The sequence below is a fragment of the Stenotrophomonas sp. DR822 genome (genome assembly GCF_019793815.1).
In the GTDB taxonomy this organism is placed as follows: domain Bacteria; phylum Pseudomonadota; class Gammaproteobacteria; order Xanthomonadales; family Xanthomonadaceae; genus Stenotrophomonas; species Stenotrophomonas indicatrix.
This window is the reverse complement of record NZ_CP081826.1, coordinates 1,405,942-1,425,575: the sequence shown is the minus strand read 5'-3', so window position 1 is coordinate 1,425,575 and position 19,634 is coordinate 1,405,942. Positions and strand designations below refer to the sequence as shown.

18 protein-coding genes are annotated in these 19,634 nt (G+C 60.4%); 7 read left to right on the top strand and 11 right to left on the bottom strand.

Annotation, left to right across the window (positions count from 1 at the left end; translation table 11 throughout):
* Positions 1-170: 170 nt before the first annotated feature.
* Positions 171-464, bottom strand: a complete 294-nt coding sequence (locus K5K93_RS06580) for a helix-turn-helix transcriptional regulator (RefSeq protein WP_261311966.1) — start codon at positions 462-464, stop codon at positions 171-173.
* Positions 465-665: 201 nt separating this feature from the next.
* Between K5K93_RS06580 and K5K93_RS06575 the strand changes: the two genes are divergently transcribed.
* From K5K93_RS06575 to K5K93_RS06565, 3 genes are read left to right on the top strand one after another with little or no spacing between them, the layout of a single operon-like run.
* The gene (locus tag K5K93_RS06575) at positions 666-1,529 is read left to right on the top strand and encodes a hypothetical protein (protein ID WP_222390251.1); all 864 of its coding nucleotides are present in this window, start codon (positions 666-668) and stop codon (positions 1,527-1,529) included.
* Complete coding sequence (locus K5K93_RS06570) at positions 1,526-1,888, top strand: hypothetical protein (RefSeq protein ID WP_222390249.1); 363 nt, start codon at positions 1,526-1,528, stop codon at positions 1,886-1,888. Before K5K93_RS06575 ends, K5K93_RS06570 begins: the two co-directional genes overlap by 4 nt.
* 45 nt (positions 1,889-1,933) lie before the next feature.
* A complete protein-coding gene (locus K5K93_RS06565; protein WP_261311941.1) occupies positions 1,934-2,428 on the top strand; it encodes an ABC transporter permease in 495 nt (164 codons plus the stop codon).
* 266 nt (positions 2,429-2,694) lie between these two features.
* On the opposite strand, the gene K5K93_RS06560 is transcribed toward K5K93_RS06565, so the two are convergent.
* Complete coding sequence (locus K5K93_RS06560) at positions 2,695-3,660, bottom strand: SIR2 family protein (protein ID WP_261311940.1); 966 nt, start codon at positions 3,658-3,660, stop codon at positions 2,695-2,697.
* Positions 3,661-3,883: 223 nt separating this feature from the next.
* On the opposite strand from K5K93_RS06560, the gene K5K93_RS06555 reads away from it, so the two are divergent.
* A complete protein-coding gene (locus K5K93_RS06555) occupies positions 3,884-4,363 on the top strand; it encodes a hypothetical protein (protein WP_222390246.1) in 480 nt (159 codons plus the stop codon).
* 204 nt (positions 4,364-4,567) lie between these two features.
* Here the strand turns inward: K5K93_RS06555 and K5K93_RS06550 are convergent, their stop codons facing one another.
* Positions 4,568-4,846 carry a hypothetical protein gene (locus K5K93_RS06550; RefSeq protein WP_222390243.1) on the bottom strand — a complete coding sequence of 93 codons (279 nt, stop codon included), beginning with the start codon at positions 4,844-4,846 and terminating at the stop codon, positions 4,568-4,570.
* A 64-nt stretch (positions 4,847-4,910) separates the two neighbouring features.
* Between K5K93_RS06550 and K5K93_RS06545 the strand changes: the two genes are divergently transcribed.
* On the top strand, positions 4,911-5,525 hold the full coding sequence (locus K5K93_RS06545) for a hypothetical protein (protein WP_222390241.1): 615 nt from the start codon (positions 4,911-4,913) through the stop codon (positions 5,523-5,525).
* A gap of 135 nt (positions 5,526-5,660) precedes the next feature.
* Here K5K93_RS06545 and K5K93_RS06540 read toward each other — a convergent pair whose 3' ends face one another.
* The 4 genes from K5K93_RS06540 to K5K93_RS06525 form a co-directional block, all read right to left on the bottom strand.
* Positions 5,661-6,434: a hypothetical protein gene (locus K5K93_RS06540; RefSeq protein ID WP_222390238.1), complete on the bottom strand. Its 774-nt coding sequence runs from the start codon at positions 6,432-6,434 to the stop codon at positions 5,661-5,663.
* Between the two features lie 85 nt (positions 6,435-6,519).
* Entirely contained in the window at positions 6,520-7,467 is a 948-nt protein-coding gene (locus K5K93_RS06535) for a hypothetical protein (protein ID WP_222390235.1), read from the bottom strand.
* A 157-nt stretch (positions 7,468-7,624) separates the two neighbouring features.
* Positions 7,625-7,993, bottom strand: coding sequence for an H-NS histone family protein (locus K5K93_RS06530; protein ID WP_222390233.1), 369 nt, complete (start codon positions 7,991-7,993; stop codon positions 7,625-7,627).
* Between the two features lie 119 nt (positions 7,994-8,112).
* Positions 8,113-9,510, bottom strand: coding sequence for a site-specific integrase (locus K5K93_RS06525; RefSeq protein ID WP_222390232.1), 1,398 nt, complete (start codon positions 9,508-9,510; stop codon positions 8,113-8,115).
* A gap of 858 nt (positions 9,511-10,368) precedes the next feature.
* On the opposite strand from K5K93_RS06525, the gene K5K93_RS06520 reads away from it, so the two are divergent.
* Entirely contained in the window at positions 10,369-10,830 is a 462-nt protein-coding gene (locus K5K93_RS06520; protein WP_222390230.1) for a hypothetical protein, read from the top strand.
* An 81-nt stretch (positions 10,831-10,911) separates the two neighbouring features.
* On the opposite strand, the gene K5K93_RS06515 is transcribed toward K5K93_RS06520, so the two are convergent.
* From K5K93_RS06515 to K5K93_RS06500, 4 genes are all read right to left on the bottom strand, one after another.
* Positions 10,912-13,092 (bottom strand): DEAD/DEAH box helicase, encoded by a 2,181-nt coding sequence (locus tag K5K93_RS06515; protein ID WP_222390228.1) that lies wholly within the window; start codon positions 13,090-13,092, stop codon positions 10,912-10,914.
* A gap of 2 nt (positions 13,093-13,094) precedes the next feature.
* A complete protein-coding gene (locus tag K5K93_RS06510; RefSeq protein WP_126559378.1) occupies positions 13,095-14,393 on the bottom strand; it encodes an ATP-binding protein in 1,299 nt (432 codons plus the stop codon).
* Positions 14,390-17,353 (bottom strand): TerB N-terminal domain-containing protein, encoded by a 2,964-nt coding sequence (locus tag K5K93_RS06505; protein ID WP_222390226.1) that lies wholly within the window; start codon positions 17,351-17,353, stop codon positions 14,390-14,392. The genes K5K93_RS06510 and K5K93_RS06505 overlap by 4 nt, the downstream gene beginning before the upstream one ends.
* A gap of 189 nt (positions 17,354-17,542) precedes the next feature.
* Complete coding sequence (locus tag K5K93_RS06500) at positions 17,543-17,809, bottom strand: hypothetical protein (protein WP_019659219.1); 267 nt, start codon at positions 17,807-17,809, stop codon at positions 17,543-17,545.
* Positions 17,810-18,068: 259 nt separating this feature from the next.
* Here K5K93_RS06500 and mobQ point away from each other — a divergent pair, with 259 nt between their 5' ends.
* Entirely contained in the window at positions 18,069-19,592 is a 1,524-nt protein-coding gene (mobQ, locus tag K5K93_RS06495; RefSeq protein ID WP_222390224.1) for a MobQ family relaxase, read from the top strand.
* The last annotated feature ends 42 nt before the right edge of the window (positions 19,593-19,634 follow it).

Here is a 19,634-nt window from a genome sequence, read left to right as displayed (position 1 = left end):
AGGAATCCAACCAGAAGGGCATTATCGTAACTCCTCGGCAGTACACCGGCTATGGAGGGCTGCTTTTAACCCGGGCGTTGTGGGCTTTGTGCACTGGAGATTTGATGCGAGAGACCGGGCGCCGTGCCTTCCGAGGCTCAATGGCCGCCCGGGAGAACTATTGCAATTGCCTATTCGAAACTCGCCAACAGGCCCTCAATGGCGTGCTTCCGCTTCACCGGGGGGAGCGCGGCGAGCCCTGCGAGGGCTTTAGACAGCTTGGCTTGCTGGGCCTCGCTTTGAACCCCCAGCGCCAAAATGGCGTCGGCCATCGCCGGCGTCGTTGCCAACAGGTAAGCCGGTGGCACGTCCAGTGCCTGCGCCAGCTCGAACAGTGCTTCCAGGCTCACCGTCATCGATTCGCTCTCGTAGCGACTGATGCGAGCCGATGCGGTGTCTTTGTCCAGGCCCATCCTGACCCCCACTTCGCGCTGGCTAAAGCCTCGAAGGATCCTGGCTTGGCGCAGTCGCGCCGCCACGATCGCTCGCGGAGTTGTCGGCGTAGTCACAGGCTGAACGGATGCATTGCAGGCATGCACCGATGATGACCCAAGCCCTACGTCACGGGTAGACTCTACGTGTGACGTAAGTTTGTGGCAAGTCCATCCAAAGGAACGAGGGGCTGTATGAAGAACGGGGCAGTTCTGGCTGGCGCGCTCGCGCTGGCCGTATCGACGGGCGCCAGCGCCCAATCCACGCCCGCATCGGGCCTGCTTCGGCAGATCGGCGGGGTCCTTTCAGGAAAGTCCGGCTCGCAGGCCAAGGTGTCCCACCCCCAGTACGCCGAGCCGGCCGGCATCTACTGGGACCTGGACGGGGAGACCCTCGAGGGCGCTCAGCACCTGCGCGAAGGGCTGTCCTCCACCGGGGCGCAAGGGATCGACATGTGCGACATGGCCCTGCTGGCCATGGCCCATTCCTCCTATCGGTTGCGATCGGAAAAGCGGCAGTGGTGCTTGCGGCAGGCTTGGGTGGCCGCAAAGAGGACGACGGGCAGCAAAGAGGCGGAGCCGTCAGCGGCGGTGATCGAGCAGCGCTTCGGGCCTGCTTTCGACGCCCGGCTGGAGCGATTTAAGGGGATCCGACGATATGCCGTCCGCCCGAACTTCAAGGCGCTCGGTGGGGTCAGCTACAACGCGGATCGGGGCGTCATGGAAGTGTTCGTTCCGATGCCGCAGATCTCGCTTGCTGGCTTGAGTGTCACCGGAAAGAACTTCGTCCCCTGGATCCGCAAGACGCCGACGGGCGTGTCCAGTCCGCCGAACGCGGGACGCTACCGGTTGCTGATTCGGATGGACCCGGCTGAAGCGGCCAATCTCGCGCGGCAAGGCCGCTCGTTCCAAGGCGACCGCGTGGTCTTTTCGGTCAACCGGGTCTGGATCGACGGCACGGAACCCAAGATGGACGTCACGGTCGAGAAAGTGAGCTTGGGCTACCGGAACGAAACGATCGAAGTAGACGTTGCAAACGACCAGGGAGAAGGTGCATGAAGCGTGGAATGGTGGTCGCTGCGGTAGCAGCTGTTGCCTTGATCGCGTGCGGTAAGGCGGAGCACGGACCGTCGGTAGAGCAGGTTGCAAAGGGCTACGAGCAGTATTTGAACGCGAACCTGGTGGCCGAACTTGGGCAGCGCGTGGAAGTGCGTGGCTGGGAGGACTTGAACGCCGACTGCAATCAGAGCGGGCCCGAGCGAACGACGTGCGTCACGGGCGGCACCCTCGATGTGATTGGTTTCCAGGGAGGGCGTCAGCTGAAGGAGGCTCCGGCGCCCGTGCCAGCACAGGCAGACCTGGTGTTTGAGAAGCGGGCGGGGCAGTGGGTGCTCATCGACGCACAGAAAAAGCCTTAACCGGCCCCTGCAACCCGCCCAAGGTCTCGCTCATTTGGAGGTTCCATGAATGCCCATGCCCGCTCTCACTCAACCACGCCCCATATGCAGTGGGGCCTGCTCGCACCCGCAACGGTCCTTCTTGGAGGCGCTGGCCTGCTCGCCTTCGCAGGCGGCGCAGAAATTTCTGGAGAGCTGGGGCTTGCCTGGCAGGCTGTGGCGGCGTTCTCGGCTGGCGTTGGCGTGCTGGCGTTTCTCCTGCTGCTTTACGTGCTGAACTGGCGGGCGGCGCGCGTTAGGGCAGCCAGGGCGGCCAACCCCTTCCTGGAACCGAAGCGTGGGGGCTTTTGGAAGGGGGCATTGATGGGCACGTTGGTTGTGGTGGCCGTGCAGATCGGAAGCATCGGGGTGGGGATCTTCTACCCTGGCCTGATCGAGTCGGAACGCAACTTCTTCGTGTCTGTCCCGCCGCTGGCGTTGGCCGCCCTCTACACCGTCTTCCCGATTGCGCCACTGGTGGGCGGGTTGATCGGGCGCGTGTGGCGCGCCACCAGCCTGTAGAGCGGGCCGGGAGCTTGTGAGAACCGTCAAGGGGGGGGGCAAATGCCCCCTTTTCGGCGGTTTGCGAAAGACGCCGGCGACGATGGCCGCCTACGTCCCTAGATGCTCGATCAGCGTCATCCGGTAGTTCTCACAGTCGTCCCTAAGCCCTGATTTGACGGTCGCGATCGGTGCATCGGTGCACATAACGGTTGCTCAGATTGCTCCTGCTACTTGCGGTGGTCCGGGGCGCGATGGGAGGGGGCAGCTCTCGCAAGTTGCCCTCGTCAAGCCCATTCCGTAAACGCCAAGATACTATCCATCTGGTTAAGGACTGGATCCTTACCGAGCGCCTTTCTCCAGAAGTTCTCGCGCGCATCTTGCGCGCCAGCCCCCACCCACTCGACAACCCGAACGCTCTTCGGGGAACGCCGCTCGAGCAGCTCGTTGAGGTGGGTGTCCAGCCCCGAGTAGCCAAACAAGATGACCTCTTCGGACTCTGCCAAGGCGAGCTCGAGGTGTTCCCAATAACTCTGCAGCAGGGGGGACGCTGCGATGACCGTGGGCTTATGCTTGACGTGCGTTAGCACAATGTGGGATCCGACTACGTCGTCGTCGCCGCCAAGCTCGCCTTGAGTCAGCTTTCGCACGGTATCGTCTTGATCGACAAAGAGCGGCGATCCATGAAGATGAAGGTAGTAGCCGAACGTTCGCCCCCACTTGCGCTCAAGGTTCTCGGGAGCGAAGCCGTTCGAAAGCATTCCGTCTACTAGGGCGCCGCCATAGCCGTCCAAGACATGCGCCTCAATCATTCGCTGATACAGCAGATTGTCGTAGTTGAGCGTTGCAACGTGTGACTGAGTCTGGTGAAGGAAGGTAGCCAATGGCCCAACGAACTCGATTGGCAGGACAACCTCACGCTGATGAAATTGGAGCGCCGTCTGGTAAAGAAACTTGCGCACTGCCGCAGGGAAGCGCTGGCCATGTTGACTGAGCCAGTGAGCGCCGCCACGGCTCATCCGATCCAGGAAGTCACAGGATGAGACCACCAACTGAAGAGCGTCCAAATCATCCTCACCGTGAGGGCGCTCGGTGTCTCCATCATCGACCAAGCAGCATCTGACCAGCGCACGCGTTTCTTGGTCGAAGATCCCCACTCCGTCCCAGGCACGGCCGATGGCGTCATCCAAGCTAAAAAGGCCGGGGTCAAGTGCCATTCCCAATCCGTTGCCGAAGATGAGAGTTTTACGCATTTCCTTTGCTCCGTTCGATTGAGGTCGATAGCGCCCCCTAGGGCGCGATATCGGCTCGATCGGACATATCTTTAGCTCGCAACCCCGGTACATACAGCTGAGTCATTGAGGTGTGTTTTCTACGTAAGCCGGTGATACATTTGGCTTCCTATCCTCCATTGCCCACAACCTGAATTTACCAAGAGCACACACCTAAGCCCATTTAACGTAGTCAAGGATCGATATGACAGCTTTTAGTGATGACCTCAGAGCCGCATTGAAAACGGCGCACAGCATAAGCGAATATCTTCTCAAGGACGATCCAATGAGGGCAGCCTTTAGTCAGGTCCACGGATGGCAGGGAGAGGCTTTCCAAGGGCTCGCGAACCATGAAAGGATCGAGCGGATTGAGGCTGCCCTCGACACGAATGCGGAAAAGGATTCGGACTGGAAGACGGGAGTCGGTCTCGTGAAGTCGGAGACCGGGGTGATCAGTAGAGTTCTGGAGGAAGTTCTTGGGCGATGGCGGCGCGGCAACGGAGGCAATGGTCAGGCCGATCACTTGACGCGTAGAGCAAGAGATCTCCGGCGAGACTCGAAGCGAGGATTGAATCTTCTGAAGATCCTCTTGACCAGTCTGATCGCCATCGTAGGTGCCCTGATACCCGGCATAGCGTCTATTTTGGAGGCTGTCAAAGAAGCAGTGGAGCATTTCACTGCATGACCATGCGTCGACTCAGTTGGCCGTCACGCTCCACAGCCGTCATGTAGCGGAATGGTCTCGCCGTTTGAGTGCCGCGCCAACTGATTCGTTAGAAAAATGATTGGAAATTGTGCATGCCTCGGATCCGGCACATTGCTATTCGCAACTTTCGCTCCATTCATTGGTATCTGTCGTTCCACGCCGACGATTTTCCACTGACAATCCTTATCTCGGCGCGACCGCATCCGCCCTCAACTCAGCAGTCAAGGCGCTGAGGGCCTGCTGGATGGCACTGGTGAACACATATCCCTCTTTCCCAGCGTGGACGTCCGAAGCTCCAGCTAATGTCATCCCCCATACAGGTGAAAGAATTTGCGGGTTTGGATGGCTGGCGATGACCGCCCGCAGCCCGTATTCCAGTGCCTTGATGTAGCCGCGGTGGGCTTCTAGGTCGACCTCGCATGCCTCAAGGCGCGCGGCCAACTGTTCTAGGGAAAGTTCCATAGGAGGGCTCGACAGGTGTGGGGGGAAGATTGGATAGTGGGGGGCAGGCCGCCAGACTTTACCCATGAGCATCCTCAACGTTTTGCTGAGCGCTGACCAGATGGTCGTGACAGTGGATACTTGGGCGGAGGACGCCCTAAGCGGCCAAGCGTCCGCGGGGGCGAAGGTGCTGCTCATTCCTCAACACCAGATCTTGCTGGCGACCCGGGGTTCCGCTCAGTTCTTCCTGCGGATCTATCAACTCTGCCTGGAAGCTAGTTTTCGAGCGGACTTCACCCTGGAACAGCTGACGGCGGAGCTGGGGCGGGTCATCGACCAGCTTTGGCCGAACTACGCCAAAGCCGTGGCTGAAGCGGGCTTGCCGGCAGAATACTGCACCACGGAGCTGGTGCTGGGCGGATGGTCTCCCAAAAGCGGCCGCATGATGGCCACGGCCTATGCCAAACACGACGCGGACGTGCCCGCAGTGGTCCAGCCGATCACGGGGCAACTTTCGTCGCCTGGTGAGCCCTTGCAGGACTGGCCACCCTCAATGGCCACGCCGGCCTTGTTTGAGGCGGGCCGGCGGCAGGCGCAGTGGCTCAACGAAAGGGCGGGCAGGCGAGTGGCCGGGGGACGGTTGTTGCTAGGTTTTCTGCAACAGGGCCAAGCCGTGGTGAAAGACCTCGGCGTTATTTAAAAACTGGACCTTCTTCCCTTGGCTGGAGAAGCCAAGCTTCCGTAGGTAGGACGGACCAGACCACTGGAGCACGCGGGGAGCCAGATGGTCCGCATGGGCGGGAAGTCGTGTCCTGCCAGATTGGAACAGGCGTGGTCAGGTCTCAGCGATTTCTGAGTACAGTCGATCGACCTCTGAGCGTTCCTCGTCGGTGTAAGAGTGGCCTAGATAGAGTCCTGAATAGTCCATGGCAAGCGCGATAAATCGGTGTGCAACTTGCGCGGCGGCAGGATTGGACAAGTCAAGGAAGGCACAGAACGCATGTCCGGTTTGGGCCGCTAGCTTGCCTAGCTCTTCCAAAAGTGCGCGCAGCGCCGTTAAATCGAGAAATGGTCCGTTGTGCGCGTCCATCCCCATGGGTCGAAGCATCGCAAACCCTTCGACCGAGGGGTGTCCAGCTAGGCTGGAAAACGTGGCATAGATCTGTTCCCGCCGACTGCGTGCGACTCCCATGTCCGCGTCCAAGCGCTTCCTAACCGCTGCGGGAGCGAAGAGTACCTTCTTCGTCTTGCGGTCAGCCGTACGCCACATGGCAATGTGGGTAGGGTCGATGTGGAAGGCGTTGATCAAGTAGGTGGTTTCAACAACGTCTCGGAGAAGGAGTGCAGCCGCTTGGTAGTAGCCCGAGGCCGTCAACTTCCATGACCCAGCAAAGTGATTGAAACAGCGTATTGCGAGGTGGCTCACGGTACGCTCGTCATCATTGGCTTGGTGGTGCTGGCGGAGCACGTCCAGAACGTCCATGGCCCGCTCTACCAAGGCCAGGTGATCTGAAAGATCTCGATGGGATGCGATCAGAGCAATGGAGCGCTCATGAAGTTCCTCTTCGCCTTGATGAAGCAGTTTCATGTTGCGCGGGATGTCGAACATCCTGGTTCCTTCAGCAAGCAGAGAGTGATTCGTTTAGCCGAGCCATTCTTTTCATTTCCGAGCACAACAAGCCGGTTCTCGATTACTAGAGTCGACACAACTCTATGGAAGAGGCCGTCGTCCTTCCGATCCATTCTTCCTGAGCAGGCAGCAAGTGGGGCGGCACTCTGGAGGTGGCCCTTTCGTTGTGGATCACTGCGGACAAATGAACAGCGGGAAAGCGAGGCGCGCTGTGAGAGAGTAGTGCTGCCTCCTGAAGGTCAAGAGCCCAAACTGCAGAGATGGGATCGTATGCTGGATTGAGGAAGCTGTCCGCAGGCACGCCCACCGTCCCGCCGGCTTTGCTCAGCGAAGGTCGGTGGGCGTGGTCTGAATGGAGCACCTGTCCGGTGGAACGGCTTAGATGCAGCTGCTGCGGTCCAATCGCATAGACCACCTCGCCAGCCACAGGTGCTTGGCTAATCCCATTGAGCGAACGAGGGACGCCCTGCAGGAGATGCTGGTTGATTGCGACAACGTAGCTCTCGCCTGGCGACACGATACCTTTGGCTAAATAGCCGGCGCTCTTCCCCAAATCCCCCACGAGCTTCTGGTGCTTTGCCTTCAGTGCGCTGGTGTAGCGCAGTGCGATCGCTTCGTGCGGGTAGGTCCACACGCCTTCTTTGTGGGACTCGCTCAGCCAGTGGGGGTCAATCCCCTCGGGTTCGGGAGTAACCAATTCGATCCACACCGAATGGCCGTTCTTGGTCGCTTTGAAGTCCGGTCCAACAGGAGCGCTGGTCAACGAGAAGCCATTGTCCCAAAGGTACTTTGCCAAGAGCATCTCCGCGAGCCTTTGGTGGTGTTCCGCGTAAGAACCCCGAGCCAAAAGTCTGGAGAAATGAGGGTCGGCCAAGCCCATCCGGTGAAACTGGTCAAACAGCGCTGACAGGGCCTGAAGCAACTCCAAGCGTCGTCTCAGTGGGCACTTGGTCCACCGCTGACCCACCCTGTCGAGGAACTCCACCTTCAGCACGCCTGCGAGTGGGCGCATGTCCTGTCCTGAAATGTTGGGGGAGACCGATCAGTGCCTTCGCCAGAGCGCATCTGCGGTCCCTGGCAAAGGATCTCAGAGCTTCCCATGCGCCCGTGCGTGCACTGACAAAGGGCTGGGCCTTGTGTCGCCTTCGAGCTTTGGCCAGCGCTTTGGACTACTCGATCAGGAACTCGCTGGGCGTCTTCCCGGCCTGGACCAGAGCCGCCAGCCACCTCGGTTGGCGGCCACGGCCGGACCACGTTTCGCTGGGATTGGCCGGATTGCGGTACTTAGGGGCGACCTTGCTGCCGGCGGACTTCGCGGGTTTGCGGCCAGTGCGCTTCTTGGAGGTCTCGGAAGAGGCCGTTGAAACCGCTCCGTAAAGCTCCTCTATCGTGTAACCATGATCTTTGACGTATTGGTTGATCTTGGCTCGCATGGCAGCAGCTTTGGGCCGAGTCAGCACCTTGGTTTGCTGCTTTTCTGCCAGAGTGATCAGGGCTTTGAGTTCTTTGGCCGACAGGCCGCTGACATCGATGGTCATCTGTTAGGTCCGAGCGGTGAGGGCTTTAGGGTAATTCCAAATGAAATCCGATGCGACCGCTCGCAGGGGAGCCCAGCCCTCCTTCAAAATTCGATAAGGCCCAGGCGCCAGCTGTCGAACTACGGGTAGAACTTGCCTGGGTCGCTTAGTTGTTTCGCAAACTGTCCCCTTCGGTAGATCGGCAGCTCCACCGGCGGCGCGTAGCGGCTTAGAAGGTCGATTTGCTTCCTTCGGGCGAGTTCCGGCTTCTTGTGGAAGTAGGCCTCATGGAGCACTGGCACCTTCTTGCTGACGCTGTGGCCGGTCAGCAACGCAATGTCCTCGTCTGGAATTCCCTTGTGATGGAGCTCCGTGGCGATGGTGTGCCGAAAGGCGTGCAGCCCAATCCCCTTCCCAAAACCCAGGCTCTTCAGGTAGGTGCTGAACTGGTTGAGGGCGGCTTGGCTGTAGCGCTGGTTCGATTCGCCTGTCTTGCGGTTCACGCCGGCGGTCAGGTGGGGGAACAGCCGGGGGTGGCCACATGCCCGGATATCCTCCACAAAATCCAGGAAGCCCGCCTCGAGCACTGGGGAAGGGATGGGGAGGGTTCGAATGGCTGACTTTCCTTTCAGGCGCTGCCGGCTCCGATCGCGGGTCTTATGCCCAAGGTCGGGATCGACGGTCTTCTGGATACGGATGCACCAAACGCTGGCCTCTTGCACCACATCCGCCAGTTTGAGCTGGGCGATCTCATTGATGCGCGCCCCCGTGCAGAGACCGAGGATGGGGAGCCACCATCGATGAGGATACTTGAGCGCCCATGGAATGTACGTTTCGTGAGCGAAGATGCGCTTGAGTTCGGCATCGTCGAACAGGCGCTCAGGCTTGTCGGGATCCACGACCAAGTCCTTCTTGATTTCGTCGAAGGCGACCATGGGGGACGCAACGATGGCCTTGGATTTTTCGAGCTTCTTGAAGAACGTCGACAGGAACCGACGGTGCTTCTCAAGAGTGGCCGGAGCTGGGGGCGCGACGCTCAGTTGCTTGCCGCACTCCACTGCCTGGTTGTAAGTGAAGCCCCGGTATGCCGGGTCGGATAGGAACCGGTCCGGTAGCCAGCGAATCAAGTCCCAAACCCTGTAGATATGGGCGTGGTCGATGCGCGAGACGGGAATGTCACCGCACGTCAGCAGCAGCAATCGTAGAGTGCGTGCGGTCGCTTCGACCGTCTCTTTGGCCAGGCAGCTGTAGTCGCCGCGATTTCGGAGGTAGTCATCAATCTCCACCGAAAGCGACCGACCAGGTGTCGCTACAGGCAGTGGCTCGGGGTAGCGCGTGCCGTTCTTCGTAGAGCGCGGCCGCCTGGTGCGCTCACAGACGGTGTTGAAGATGTCCTGAGCGTGGACCGCGGCCTCCCGGCCGGTGACCACGAGCTTTCCGATACGAACCCTTCCGATGCGGATGTCTGTCATCTGCAATGAGTCCCTGGGATCGTCCACGTAGGATTGCAGGGGGTGTAGAAGTTTCTTCAGGGGCATTTCTGGCTTCCATCGTTTCGATGGAAGTACGGATAAAACAGGCTGAAAAATCGTCAATAGAAAAAGATGTCTTCTGTTTCTGCCTTAGGCTTTCCCCGTGGTGGTGGTTGTAAGGCCTAAACGTGCAAATGCGTTACTGCGCAAGACGACGATTACATCGCTTTTAAATCAAAGAGTTGCGATGGATAGTCTTGCGGATTTTCGCAGTCATTTGTGTACTGTTTAATTTCTATAAGCTAACAGCGCCATTTGAGTTGTTATGTTAGTTCTGTACGGCTGATGAACGTTGCGGAGAATTGAGGGCTGAGAACTCACCTTGGAGGCGGAGCTGTGGCGCAACGGATCTGTCCATTGTTAGTGATTGCGATCCTCTTCGCGCCGCTGGCGGCCAGCGGTAGGACTCTCACCGCCCCAGAGCTGCGCGGCGATCCCTCAGGGCGAAAGATGTCATTAGGGGGTCCGAGACCTTCCGGTAGCCGCTGAGGGTCGGGAGAGAGTGCTCAGCGCCACGGACGCGATGCACACCACTGATGCGGTGAAAAATGCGCGCGTGCGGACGCTCGAACTGCTAGGTAAGTGCAGCGATGGGCGTGGCATTGGGCTGCGGTGCCCTAGAGGAGACGCAGCCTTTTCAGCGTCCGGTTCCTAGGGTCATCCTCCAAGGTACTAAATTTTCTCCGTTACCCGCCGCTCTGTTAGAAGTGGGCATCGACTTCCAACGATGCTAAAGGCTCCTTGCAGCCGCAGATAGGGACGCTGGCGGCTGGCATAGTTGCGGCCAAGCATTGCTCGGATCGAGCTCTGACCCGGACGATCGTGTGCCCATAGTCCACCCACACTGTATGAATGAGACGAACTATGGAAAATTGGCTGGCACAGGGGCTCGCTGTTTTTGTCATCTCGAGCATCGTTACGTCACTGGCGAAATGGGCCTATGCCAAGGCTGGTTTTTGGAATGAGAAGTTAGGACTTGCTATGAACAGGGCCGAGCTGAGGAAGGTCCAACACCTGGCTTTGGATAAGTCGAATCTCGTGCAATTCTTGCTGACCCAGCTTCTGTGGTGCTTCTGCTTCCTGGCAATTGCTGCGATGGTTGCGCCATTGGCCTATGCGACCGGCGGGCTTCACTGGTTGGGTGTGGTTGTCACAATTGGAGCTCTTGCGATCTACGGTTGCGTGATCTTTCCGTTGGGTATGATCGTTCGCATTCGCAAGGGAGATTCGTATCTTCAGCGCCAGATAGCGCGGATTGAGCGTGGCGAAAAATTCTTTGAGACAAGAAGGTCGAGTCGTAGGTCATCAGATGACTCCACAACCTAATCTCTGTGCCGGCCTAACAACGGAAAAGGCGCGTGGGTGGCGAGTAGGCGCCAATGCGGAAGCTTCGTTAGAACTGGAACACTAGCCGAACCTGCGTGCGAGCCAAGCGGTAGCCTCTTCCAGGTCCAGCTTTAACGATGCATAGGAGCGTCTCAAAAGGCGTGGAGGAAGGAGGCCGTCCCACTTCTGCGTGACCAGGTTGTTTGCAGAGTGAAGAAGCGTCTCTGGCGATGGCAACGGCATCTTCGCCACCCGCCCGAGCACCTTGATCACATCATCGAGACCCCTAGCCCCCTTGGAAATTTCCACGCCCAGCCTACCTGCCTGAGAAGTGAATCCCTGAGCGTTCAAAAGGCAGGCGATGGCTTCATTTGCGGAGTCTCCCAGCCACGTCAGCATCAGGGCATCGCTGCCCTGGTCGAAGAGAACCTTTCCGTCGAGGCTCAATTGGCGGTAGGCGCTCTGCGCCTCCTGCAGGAAGCGAGAGGCAGTGGGGTCCAAGAAGTCTGGTTTGATCTCTTGCTGATACAGCCCACGCATCTTTTGACGGACCTGGGTGTGGACCTGCCCCCCCGTTCCATTGAAAAGAGGCGGGGTGCCGCCTTTCGCTGCAGCCACGTAGATCGTCTTTTGGGCGTCGTCGATCTGCTCGACGAGCCAAGTGCGGCCGCCAAACAAGATTCGCTGTCCGACGGTCAGCAGTTGGGAAACGGGGAGCGTGCCTAGTGCCTTGCCGCCGGCCACGATCCGGAACTCTTCGTCGACGCTGAAAGCGGCGTAGAAGGTGTAGTGGTTGACCAACTTGTCGCCGACCGGGCCGTGGAGCAGCAAGCCGGAGCCATCTTGAATTAGCAACTGTTCTTGGCCAAGGTGGCGAAGCAACTCTGCGAACGCGTCTTGGGACAGCCCGTGGAACGGTCCCTGATCTGCGCAGAGCAGCTGATAGGCTTGGGCTGCCTTGAGTCCGCCGTACTGGGCAATGGAAGAAAGCAACTGCTGGACGAGCGTTGAAAGGTGTAGGCCGTTGACCGAAGGCGGTTCAAACCACCTCTCCAGCAATAGCAGCACGCAAGCAGTGGACTGAACTGTGTCCAGTCGAAGCCTTGTCTTCAACGTCGACTCAGCGTCGATTGAGTCCTCGATAACGTAGCCGCGCAACACCGCTGGCTCTCCACGGCGGCGCCCGGAGCGACCAAGGCGTTGGCGAAGGCTAGCCACGGAAGGTGGTGGGCCAATTTGCGCGATGCTCTTCACCGCTCCGATATCGATGCCCAGTTCCAGGGTGTTCGTGCAAATTGCGCTCGCTGGACGACCCTTTTGTTTCAGGGCCGCTTCCGTGTCCGAGCGTATTTCCTTGGACAGGCTCCCATGGTGTGGCCAGAACTCTCTCGGCCGGCCGTCCTGCTCGCTCAGCAGGTTGAGGAGGTGCGTGTAGCGTTCAACCTCCCTTCGGCTATTGGGGAAGATCAGGTTGTTCGTCCCTGAAAGCACCCGGTAGAGGTGCTCGGCCACCGCAGCGGGAGCCGCGGGATTCTCGTCGGACCCGGCGTCAGGTGCGGGTTGTTCGTAGCCTTTGATGATCAGTTGGAGATCATTTCCGGCTGATGAGGCGTTGACCAACGCGGGGGCAGCTCCAACACCCGGGCGTAGGAAGGCCCCGGCGCTCGAAAAGTCACCCAGGGTTGCCGACAGGCCCAGGCGGGGAGTCCGCCGCCGTAATAGCACGTCCATCCGGTGCATCAACGATTGAAGCTGCTTCCCGCGCTCGCTTCCAATGAACGCATGGAGTTCGTCCACGACAACGTAGAGGAGCTTTGAGAACGCTGCCGCAACGGATGTCCCGCGGTTGCAGAGCATCGCCTCCAAGGACTCCGGCGTGATCAGGAGCACGCCACGGGGGTGCTTAAAGAATCGCTGTTTGGTGGAGCCCGATATGTCTCCGTGCCAAGGCCACACGGGGACTTCAAGGTCCTCGCAAAGCCGCTGCAGCCGTTCAAACTGGTCGTTGATGAGCGCCTTTAGAGGACTTATGTAGACAATCAGGCCCTCCTCGTCGGTGTTCAAAAGGTGCGTGAGCGCAGGAAGAAAAGCTGCCTCGGTTTTTCCCGAAGCGGTGCTGGCGGCGATGATCACGTCCCGGTCGGCGCTCAGGACGAGGGGGATCGCCAATTCCTGGACCTCACGCAGCGCCTCCCATTGTTCGGTCCAGAGGTAGCGCTGGATTCGAGGGTGCAGCGATTGGAAGGCGCTGGAGGCAGTCATCGTTAGAGCCTGAACGATGCTAGCTCGTCGTCCTCTTGCACGACCAGTTCGCCGTCGCCCCCGTGGTCAGCTGCCACCTCGACCGATCCAATCAGGTCCTGCCAGTCCACGCCCGGGTTCTGCTCCAAGACGGCCAAGAGGTTGATGAATGCGGTGATCGTCGTGCGCGGCGTGCGGAAGAAGCTATCGCCGATTCGATTGGCGCAGTGGGTCATGAACTGGTGAATGGCATCGTCGGGCAAGAGATACTTGCCCGCGTCGCCGGCAGCGTAGACATGGCGAATCTTGGTGAGCAGGACGTAGAAATCTTCGGCTGTCAGGCTCGATAGTCGAACCACAGGACCGCTGAAGTCCACCAGTCCGTTGGTGGCAAAGGTATTCTGAGCCAGGCGGCTCTGAAGAGCTTCATAGCTATAGACGCCGCGGCGGGTATCCATCAGGAAATCCGGGGTGCCGCCCAGAACAAAACCAAGGCCAACCGCAGTGCCCTGCAGGGAGTCGTTGAGCATGCGCAGGAGCTGCTCGTAGTTTGCATTCCGGGCCTGGGCGTTGGCCAACTTGTAGAGGTTGACCAGTTCGTCCAGGCACACCAGCAGGCCGCTATAGCCCGCCAGCCGAACAAAGCGGCCCATGAGCTTGAGCTGGTCGTAGACCGATGCGTCGTCCACGATGGTCCGGACGCCCAGCGCTGCACGCGCATCCGTCCGGGTGGCAAATTCGCCACGCAACCAACGAATGGCATCGGACTTGAGCTGCTCGTTGCCTTGCTCGAACCCTCTCCAGTAAGCGGCGATCACGTCGGCAAAGTCATAGCCGTTCACCAGTTCGCTCAGCTGCTCGAGCTTCGCGCGAATGACCTGCTCGGTGGATACGCCTTGCGACTTGGACTCGGCCACTGCGGTCGAAATGAACTTCTCGACCACCCCGGGCAGGGCGCCTCCGTCGGGCTTGGTCCGAGTGGCCAAGTTCCGCATGAGCTCCGCGTAGAGCGACCGGGCCTGCCCCCCTGAAGCATGCAACCGCCTGTCGGGATTCAGATCCGCGCTGGCCACGACGAGCTTCCGCTCCATTGCAATGGCGCGAACGAGGTTCAAGAAAAAGGTCTTGCCTGCGCCGTACTCACCCACCACCAGGCGGAAGGACGAGCCGCCATCGGCGAGCCGATCGATGTCACTGACCAGGGTTTGCACTTCACGGGCGCGCCCGACCTGGATCAAATGCTGACCGGCGCGTGGAACGACGCCGGCGCGCAGCGACTGGATCACCGCGTCGCGGTCCCTGGAACGGATTGGGCTGCTCATTGCTCGATCTTCTCAATGAATTCGGGGTTGATCTCCAACGGGTCGTCGCCGTCGGAGAATGGGATGTCGTAAGCGTCGAACGACGCATCGTTGATTTGTTCAAGCGCGCCGTCGAGCATCAGCTCCATGTCTGCCGCGCCATCTTCCAGTTCCGCACGGGTCCAGACGGGGCGCGACAGCATTAGCCTCAGCAATGCGCTGTGTGCCTGATCAAGCCCGAGCAACTGACCAGCACTCTCCACCTCGGCACTCACCGCTTCCGCCGGCGCAAGATCAGGGGCAGTCGCTTCCTCGTCGGTGAAAATGTTGGCGAGCAATGCGGAGACTTGGGCTGTGTCCCGCTGAAGAGCAGCGATCCGGTCGGGATCGAGTTGGAATGCGCCAGACGCAGCCTTGGGCAATGCGCTGGGGGCTTTGGACGGGCGTGGTGCATGGATGTCGCTGAACACACGAGCGGGATCCACGCCCAGCGCTTTGTAGACGCGCTCCAAGAACCGGACCTCCTCTGGGGAGACCATCCCGTCGACTTGGGCGAGCGTGGCCATGGACCCGGCGATGGCGTCCTTTATGTCCCCGCTGAGCGGATCCAGCTTCTTGCGCAGCGTAGGCAAGGAAAGCGGTGCCATCGCCAAGAGATCAAGGTGCGCGCGCAGACGCCGTCGGTCACCCTCGCTCAGATGCGTCCAGCTTTCGATTTCGCGTGAAAGGTGCTGAAGTTCGTGGGTGCTGAACGTGCCATCAGACTGAGCGACCGTCGAGGCGAGTTGCAGGGTCAACTGGGCCGTTTGATAGGCCTGAGCGTCGGTTCGATGGGTTTGGTCGGGAAGCAGGGGGAAGAGAACGATCGGGTCGTTCTCGCCAGGCACCCGCGCGCCTTCGAGCACATTGGGTTCCATGCCGACCTTGGACTGCTCCAGTGCTCGTGCGAGTTCCCGAATTTTGTCCTTGCCCAAGGTGGTTCCGACTGCCCCAAGCCTTTCCAATAGGTCGGTCAGCTTGATCGACAAATTGGCGGTTTGAACATCCGAAGCGACTTCGGCCAATGCGGTCCGCGTGGCCAGCGGCCAGATCTCTGACGGAAGCAGCAAGGTGCCCTCAATGGATTGGCGGGCCTCGGGGTTCTTGCCCACGAGCCGGCTGAAGGCTCCGAGGTCCTCCGTGCACTGAGAAACAAGTTCCTGCAGCGCCTTTAGGGGCGCTCGCAATGCGGTGACATCGGGAATGTTACCGAAAGTCTTGGTGCCGGCATCAGTCCGGTCCAAGGCCGGGTTAAAGGGGCGGCGTGTGAACTTCAGCTTGGTGCGGTTTTTTGGCAGCACCATTCCAGGGCCGAACGTCTCTTGATACCGCAGAGCGAAAAGGCGATCGAACTCTTCCGCACAACGCGTTGCGGCGGTTCGCAGCGGAATCTCTGGATTGAGCCGCACCCAGGCCGTGGCCAGCGCGGCGGGCACGGGGACTCGATCCAAGGAGCATTGCCCCAGGGCCAAGCGGATGTAGAAAGGCAGTTCGTAAGTTCGTTCGAACGCGGGAAGCGGCGCGTTGTAAAGCTGTTCGCCTGCTTCGGTCAGAGCCATCCAGTCGAGCAGGCTGTTGACATGACCGTGGACATTCGGAAGCACGGCGGCATAAGCAGACGACAAACGGCGGAGCATCGCCTTGATAGCGGGCCAGTCTTGCTTGGAATCCGGATCGCTCACCGAATCCAGCAAGATGCGACGCTCCAATCCAAACAGGAACAATCGAACATACTGGATTGCGCAGCCGGGATCGGTACGGTCCGAAGCGAGCCACTTCAGATAGGCGTGGCGTTCAGCGGGTTCAAAATCTGCGTAGCCTCCCCAGTAGCGCGTCGTGGACCGGTAATCCCCGTATCGCCCAACGGCAAGAACGCCATTGACCAAGCTGGGCTCGTTCTCACGCGTGCCAGGGGTGGTCAGCCGCGGACCTGTGTAGAACAGGCCGCCCCGGATAACAATGCCCGCGATCTCGATCTCGTCCTGGGCGCCGAGCCAGCGGGTCTTGTCCCAGCCCTCGGGGGGGCGGGGTACCGTGAATTGCTTTGCCGGCGTTCCGGCGTCGATGGCCACCCGCCGGAGCTCATCGGGCAGGGAGGGAGGCGAAGCCCGCGATGGAAGCGGGGGCGGCGGCGTCATTGCACCTGCGTCGCGGGTTCCGTTCGTGTGGGGAGGGTTAGTCTGCTCCGCGGCTCTTGAGTCCGAGTGCGCTCGCCCATCTATGGTGCCCGTCAAGGTTTCTCCCGAGGCTGTGTCCGCGTTTGTGGCGAACTGGATCAGCGGCTCGACCAGCTCATCTTGCGAAGTCGCGGCCAAGCGCTGGGTCACGGCAAGTTTCGCCGCAGCGAGGTTGCCCGGGCGCGCGCGCTCAATGCGTTCCTCGTCAGGTTGGTAGGGGTAGGGGGTAGAAGGGTTTGCGGAGCCCACGGCCGTCAGCACCCGTGCGGCGGACTCGATGGCAAGGCGCATGCTCACCGCGGCTTTGGCCTCTTCCAAATTGCCAGGACGGGGCGGCGAAAGAGTCTCCGGGGGCGCTTTGCTCGGGGCCTGCGCCGCAGGCAGCGCCGAGCGCCCCTCAGAGCCGAGCGGGCGCGCATCTTCTGACACCGCAGCGCCGACCGATCCCGAGGACGTGCCCGATTCAATATTCGCGGGTCTCGCCGGTTGGGCAGCTTCTGCGCGGGGCTGTCTCTGTGCCGCCTGCCCAGATGGAAGAGCGGATGCCTTGATCAACTCCGCCAAGGTCGGCTCTGGAGCGGGGACCGGCTTGGCGGGAGAGGGTGTCTTTTTCGGGCGCATCGCCTGCCACTTGGCCCAGAGCCAAACGGCGGCGGCCACCGCAAGGACGATCCCCAAACCGATCCAGACTTCCTTTGGCACCAATGCTATGACGACCAGGATTGCGACGATCCAGCCGCCTGCGGTTTGCTTCCTTCTCGCCATGTGGCCCCCTGCCTTTGGCGCTTCCTTTTGGGGCATTGTAGCTCGCCAACCCCACGTGAGACGCGCATAGCCAGGACGGGGCGAGGCTCTGGGATGGCCAGGATTCGCCCATTCAGTATTGGCGTCCAGGGCACTGGCGTGCCTGCCCCAAGCCTTGACGTTGATGGCCGTACGAGTGAGCTGGGATGATCAGTGGGGTGGTGAGAGCCGTGTTTCGTTCACCGCAAGCATGTGCCGCTGCAGGGCTGCGACGATCTCGTTGTCTGGCAGGTTCTGGGCCCCGGCCAGGAAAACGAGTTCGGCCACTTGTCGTCTGCGCTTGGCATCGTCGCGGCGCTTGATGGCCTTCTCCCGGGCATCCTGCCGCTGATGCGCCAGAAGCTCCCTGGCTTGAAGCTGGGCCAGCCGATGGGTGGCCCGTTGGATCTGATCGCGGTAGTGATTGGTGGATGACATGATCTTCTCCTAGTGAAGTCTCCCTCAGTGAAGCAATGATTTCTCATCCGTCAACCTATTTATGGCGCATCGCTTTCGCACTTGATGCAATTCAGAAAATCAGAAAAGAAAGATGCAAATGCAAAGAGCGAAAAGCGCACTTAGGCATCACAAGTGATGCGTGCGCAAAGTGCTTCGCCCCTTGAACCCCAAGCCGCTTTGCGACTTGCCAACGGCAAATTCAAAGGCATAAAGAGCTCAAAGAACTGGAGCTCTCTGCATGGCGATCTACCACACCCGCGTCAAAACCTTCTCCCGGGCCAAAGGCCATTCGGCCGTTGCCGCCGCGGCCTACCGCGCGGGCTTGTCGCTCGTAGATGAGCGCACGGGAGCGCGGCACGATTACTCTCGCAGAGGCGGTGTGGTCGAGAGTCGCTGGGTGGTGCCCTTGAAGGCGCCCGACTGGTCGCTGGACGCCGCCAAGCTCTGGCAAGCGGCCGAGGCGGCAGAGAAGCGAAAAGACGCGACCGTGGCCCGCGAGTTTGAGATCGCGCTGCCGCACGAGCTGGATGGGCCTCAGCGCTCGGCTTTGACGGCGGACATCGCCCGGGCATTGGTTGAACGCTACGGCTTTGCAGCACAAGCGAGCATCCACTCGCCGGGCAGCAACGACGGGCTCAATTGGCACGTACACATCCTCGCCACCACCCGGCGCTTGGATGCCGAAGGCCTTGCGGACAAAACGCGCGAGCTCGACGGTGGCCCCTCGGGGCGCAGCGAAGTGGAGTGGCTCCGGGCGATGGTGGCCCAGCTGACAAACCAGCACTTGGCCGCTGCCGAGATCCCAGTGTCCGTCGATCATCGAAGTTTGGAAGCGCAAGCGGAGGACGCGCTCGAGCGTGGCGACTTCGCCGAAGCTGCGGTTCTCGGGAGGCGCCCAACGATCCACTTGGGCCAGCAGGCCTCAGCGCTCGAACGGCGGGGAGTGGAGACCGATGTCGGGAAGGTTCTGGCCAACATCGTTGCGGAAAACCAGGGTGCTGTGCATCAGGCAGCGATACGGTTTGAGAGGGCAGCGACGGATACAGATCGTGCTCGCGGACATGCATCGATGCCGCCGAACCGTGTCGAGCTAGGGGCGAAATCGGGTGAAAGCTACATCGAGGACGTAAAGGGATTCGGTCGGCGAGGAGCTCTGGCCATTCGCACTCTTCCCGATGCACCCGAACCATCGCTGCGATCCCTGATGGAGAGCGCGTGGGGACTTTGGCGTGACGTGGTGGCGGCCGGTCTCGAGGGCGCGCTTCGGTCCACGCGCCTGCTTCTAGGTCGCCTGGACTTGGCCATTGGCAACGGGAGCGTGGCGACAAGGGTGCGCAAGGATATCCACCGAGCGCTAAGGGGCTTGACCGCCGTGAGGCGACGAGCGACGGAGTGGCTGCGACGGGTGGAGGCAGAACGACGGGCTGCATCGCTTCTGACGCGCGCGGAGCGGTCGTTGGAGGACTTCATCGAACAGCAGCCCCGGCCGACAGGCGCTGCACTGGTGGCTTGGGCCCGGCGTCGCGGACGTCGCTTGGCCGCAATCGAGCAGCGTTTGGATGCCCTGAGAAAAGCTCGTACAAAGATCGAGGACGGTCAGGAAGAGGCCTGTGCGAATCAGCTGTCAGCCGCCGTGGCAGAGTTGGAAGCCGGCAGCAGGGTAGCCCTGGATCAGTTGGAGGATCCGCTTCACGAAACGGGAGACCCCGCAAAGCTGACTGTATCCACGCCGCAGGCCACGCCTCGGCCAAGGCTTCACTGACAGCAATGAAGAGCCCCCGCTGTGGCGGGGGGCTTGGGAAGT

What these genes read in the sequence shown, in the direction of transcription:
- K5K93_RS06565 (WP_261311941.1), top strand. Translation starts at nt 1,934, where the DNA reads ATGAATGCCCATGCCCGCTCTCACTCAACCACGCCCCATATGCAGTGG.
- K5K93_RS06520 (WP_222390230.1), top strand. Translation starts at nt 10,369, where the DNA reads ATGGAAAATTGGCTGGCACAGGGGCTCGCTGTTTTTGTCATCTCGAGC.
- K5K93_RS06515 (WP_222390228.1), bottom strand. Translation starts at nt 13,092, where the DNA reads ATGACTGCCTCCAGCGCCTTCCAATCGCTGCACCCTCGAATCCAGCGC.
- mobQ (WP_222390224.1), top strand. Translation starts at nt 18,069, where the DNA reads ATGGCGATCTACCACACCCGCGTCAAAACCTTCTCCCGGGCCAAAGGC.
- K5K93_RS06510 (WP_126559378.1), bottom strand. Translation starts at nt 14,393, where the DNA reads ATGAGCAGCCCAATCCGTTCCAGGGACCGCGACGCGGTGATCCAGTCG.
- K5K93_RS06550 (WP_222390243.1), bottom strand. Translation starts at nt 4,846, where the DNA reads ATGGAACTTTCCCTAGAACAGTTGGCCGCGCGCCTTGAGGCATGCGAG.
- K5K93_RS06560 (WP_261311940.1), bottom strand. Translation starts at nt 3,660, where the DNA reads ATGCGTAAAACTCTCATCTTCGGCAACGGATTGGGAATGGCACTTGAC.
- K5K93_RS06500 (WP_019659219.1), bottom strand. Translation starts at nt 17,809, where the DNA reads ATGTCATCCACCAATCACTACCGCGATCAGATCCAACGGGCCACCCAT.
- K5K93_RS06535 (WP_222390235.1), bottom strand. Translation starts at nt 7,467, where the DNA reads ATGCGCCCACTCGCAGGCGTGCTGAAGGTGGAGTTCCTCGACAGGGTG.
- K5K93_RS06505 (WP_222390226.1), bottom strand. Translation starts at nt 17,353, where the DNA reads ATGGCGAGAAGGAAGCAAACCGCAGGCGGCTGGATCGTCGCAATCCTG.
- K5K93_RS06545 (WP_222390241.1), top strand. Translation starts at nt 4,911, where the DNA reads ATGAGCATCCTCAACGTTTTGCTGAGCGCTGACCAGATGGTCGTGACA.
- K5K93_RS06570 (WP_222390249.1), top strand. Translation starts at nt 1,526, where the DNA reads ATGAAGCGTGGAATGGTGGTCGCTGCGGTAGCAGCTGTTGCCTTGATC.
- K5K93_RS06575 (WP_222390251.1), top strand. Translation starts at nt 666, where the DNA reads ATGAAGAACGGGGCAGTTCTGGCTGGCGCGCTCGCGCTGGCCGTATCG.
- K5K93_RS06540 (WP_222390238.1), bottom strand. Translation starts at nt 6,434, where the DNA reads ATGTTCGACATCCCGCGCAACATGAAACTGCTTCATCAAGGCGAAGAG.
- K5K93_RS06525 (WP_222390232.1), bottom strand. Translation starts at nt 9,510, where the DNA reads ATGCCCCTGAAGAAACTTCTACACCCCCTGCAATCCTACGTGGACGAT.
- K5K93_RS06555 (WP_222390246.1), top strand. Translation starts at nt 3,884, where the DNA reads ATGACAGCTTTTAGTGATGACCTCAGAGCCGCATTGAAAACGGCGCAC.
- K5K93_RS06530 (WP_222390233.1), bottom strand. Translation starts at nt 7,993, where the DNA reads ATGACCATCGATGTCAGCGGCCTGTCGGCCAAAGAACTCAAAGCCCTG.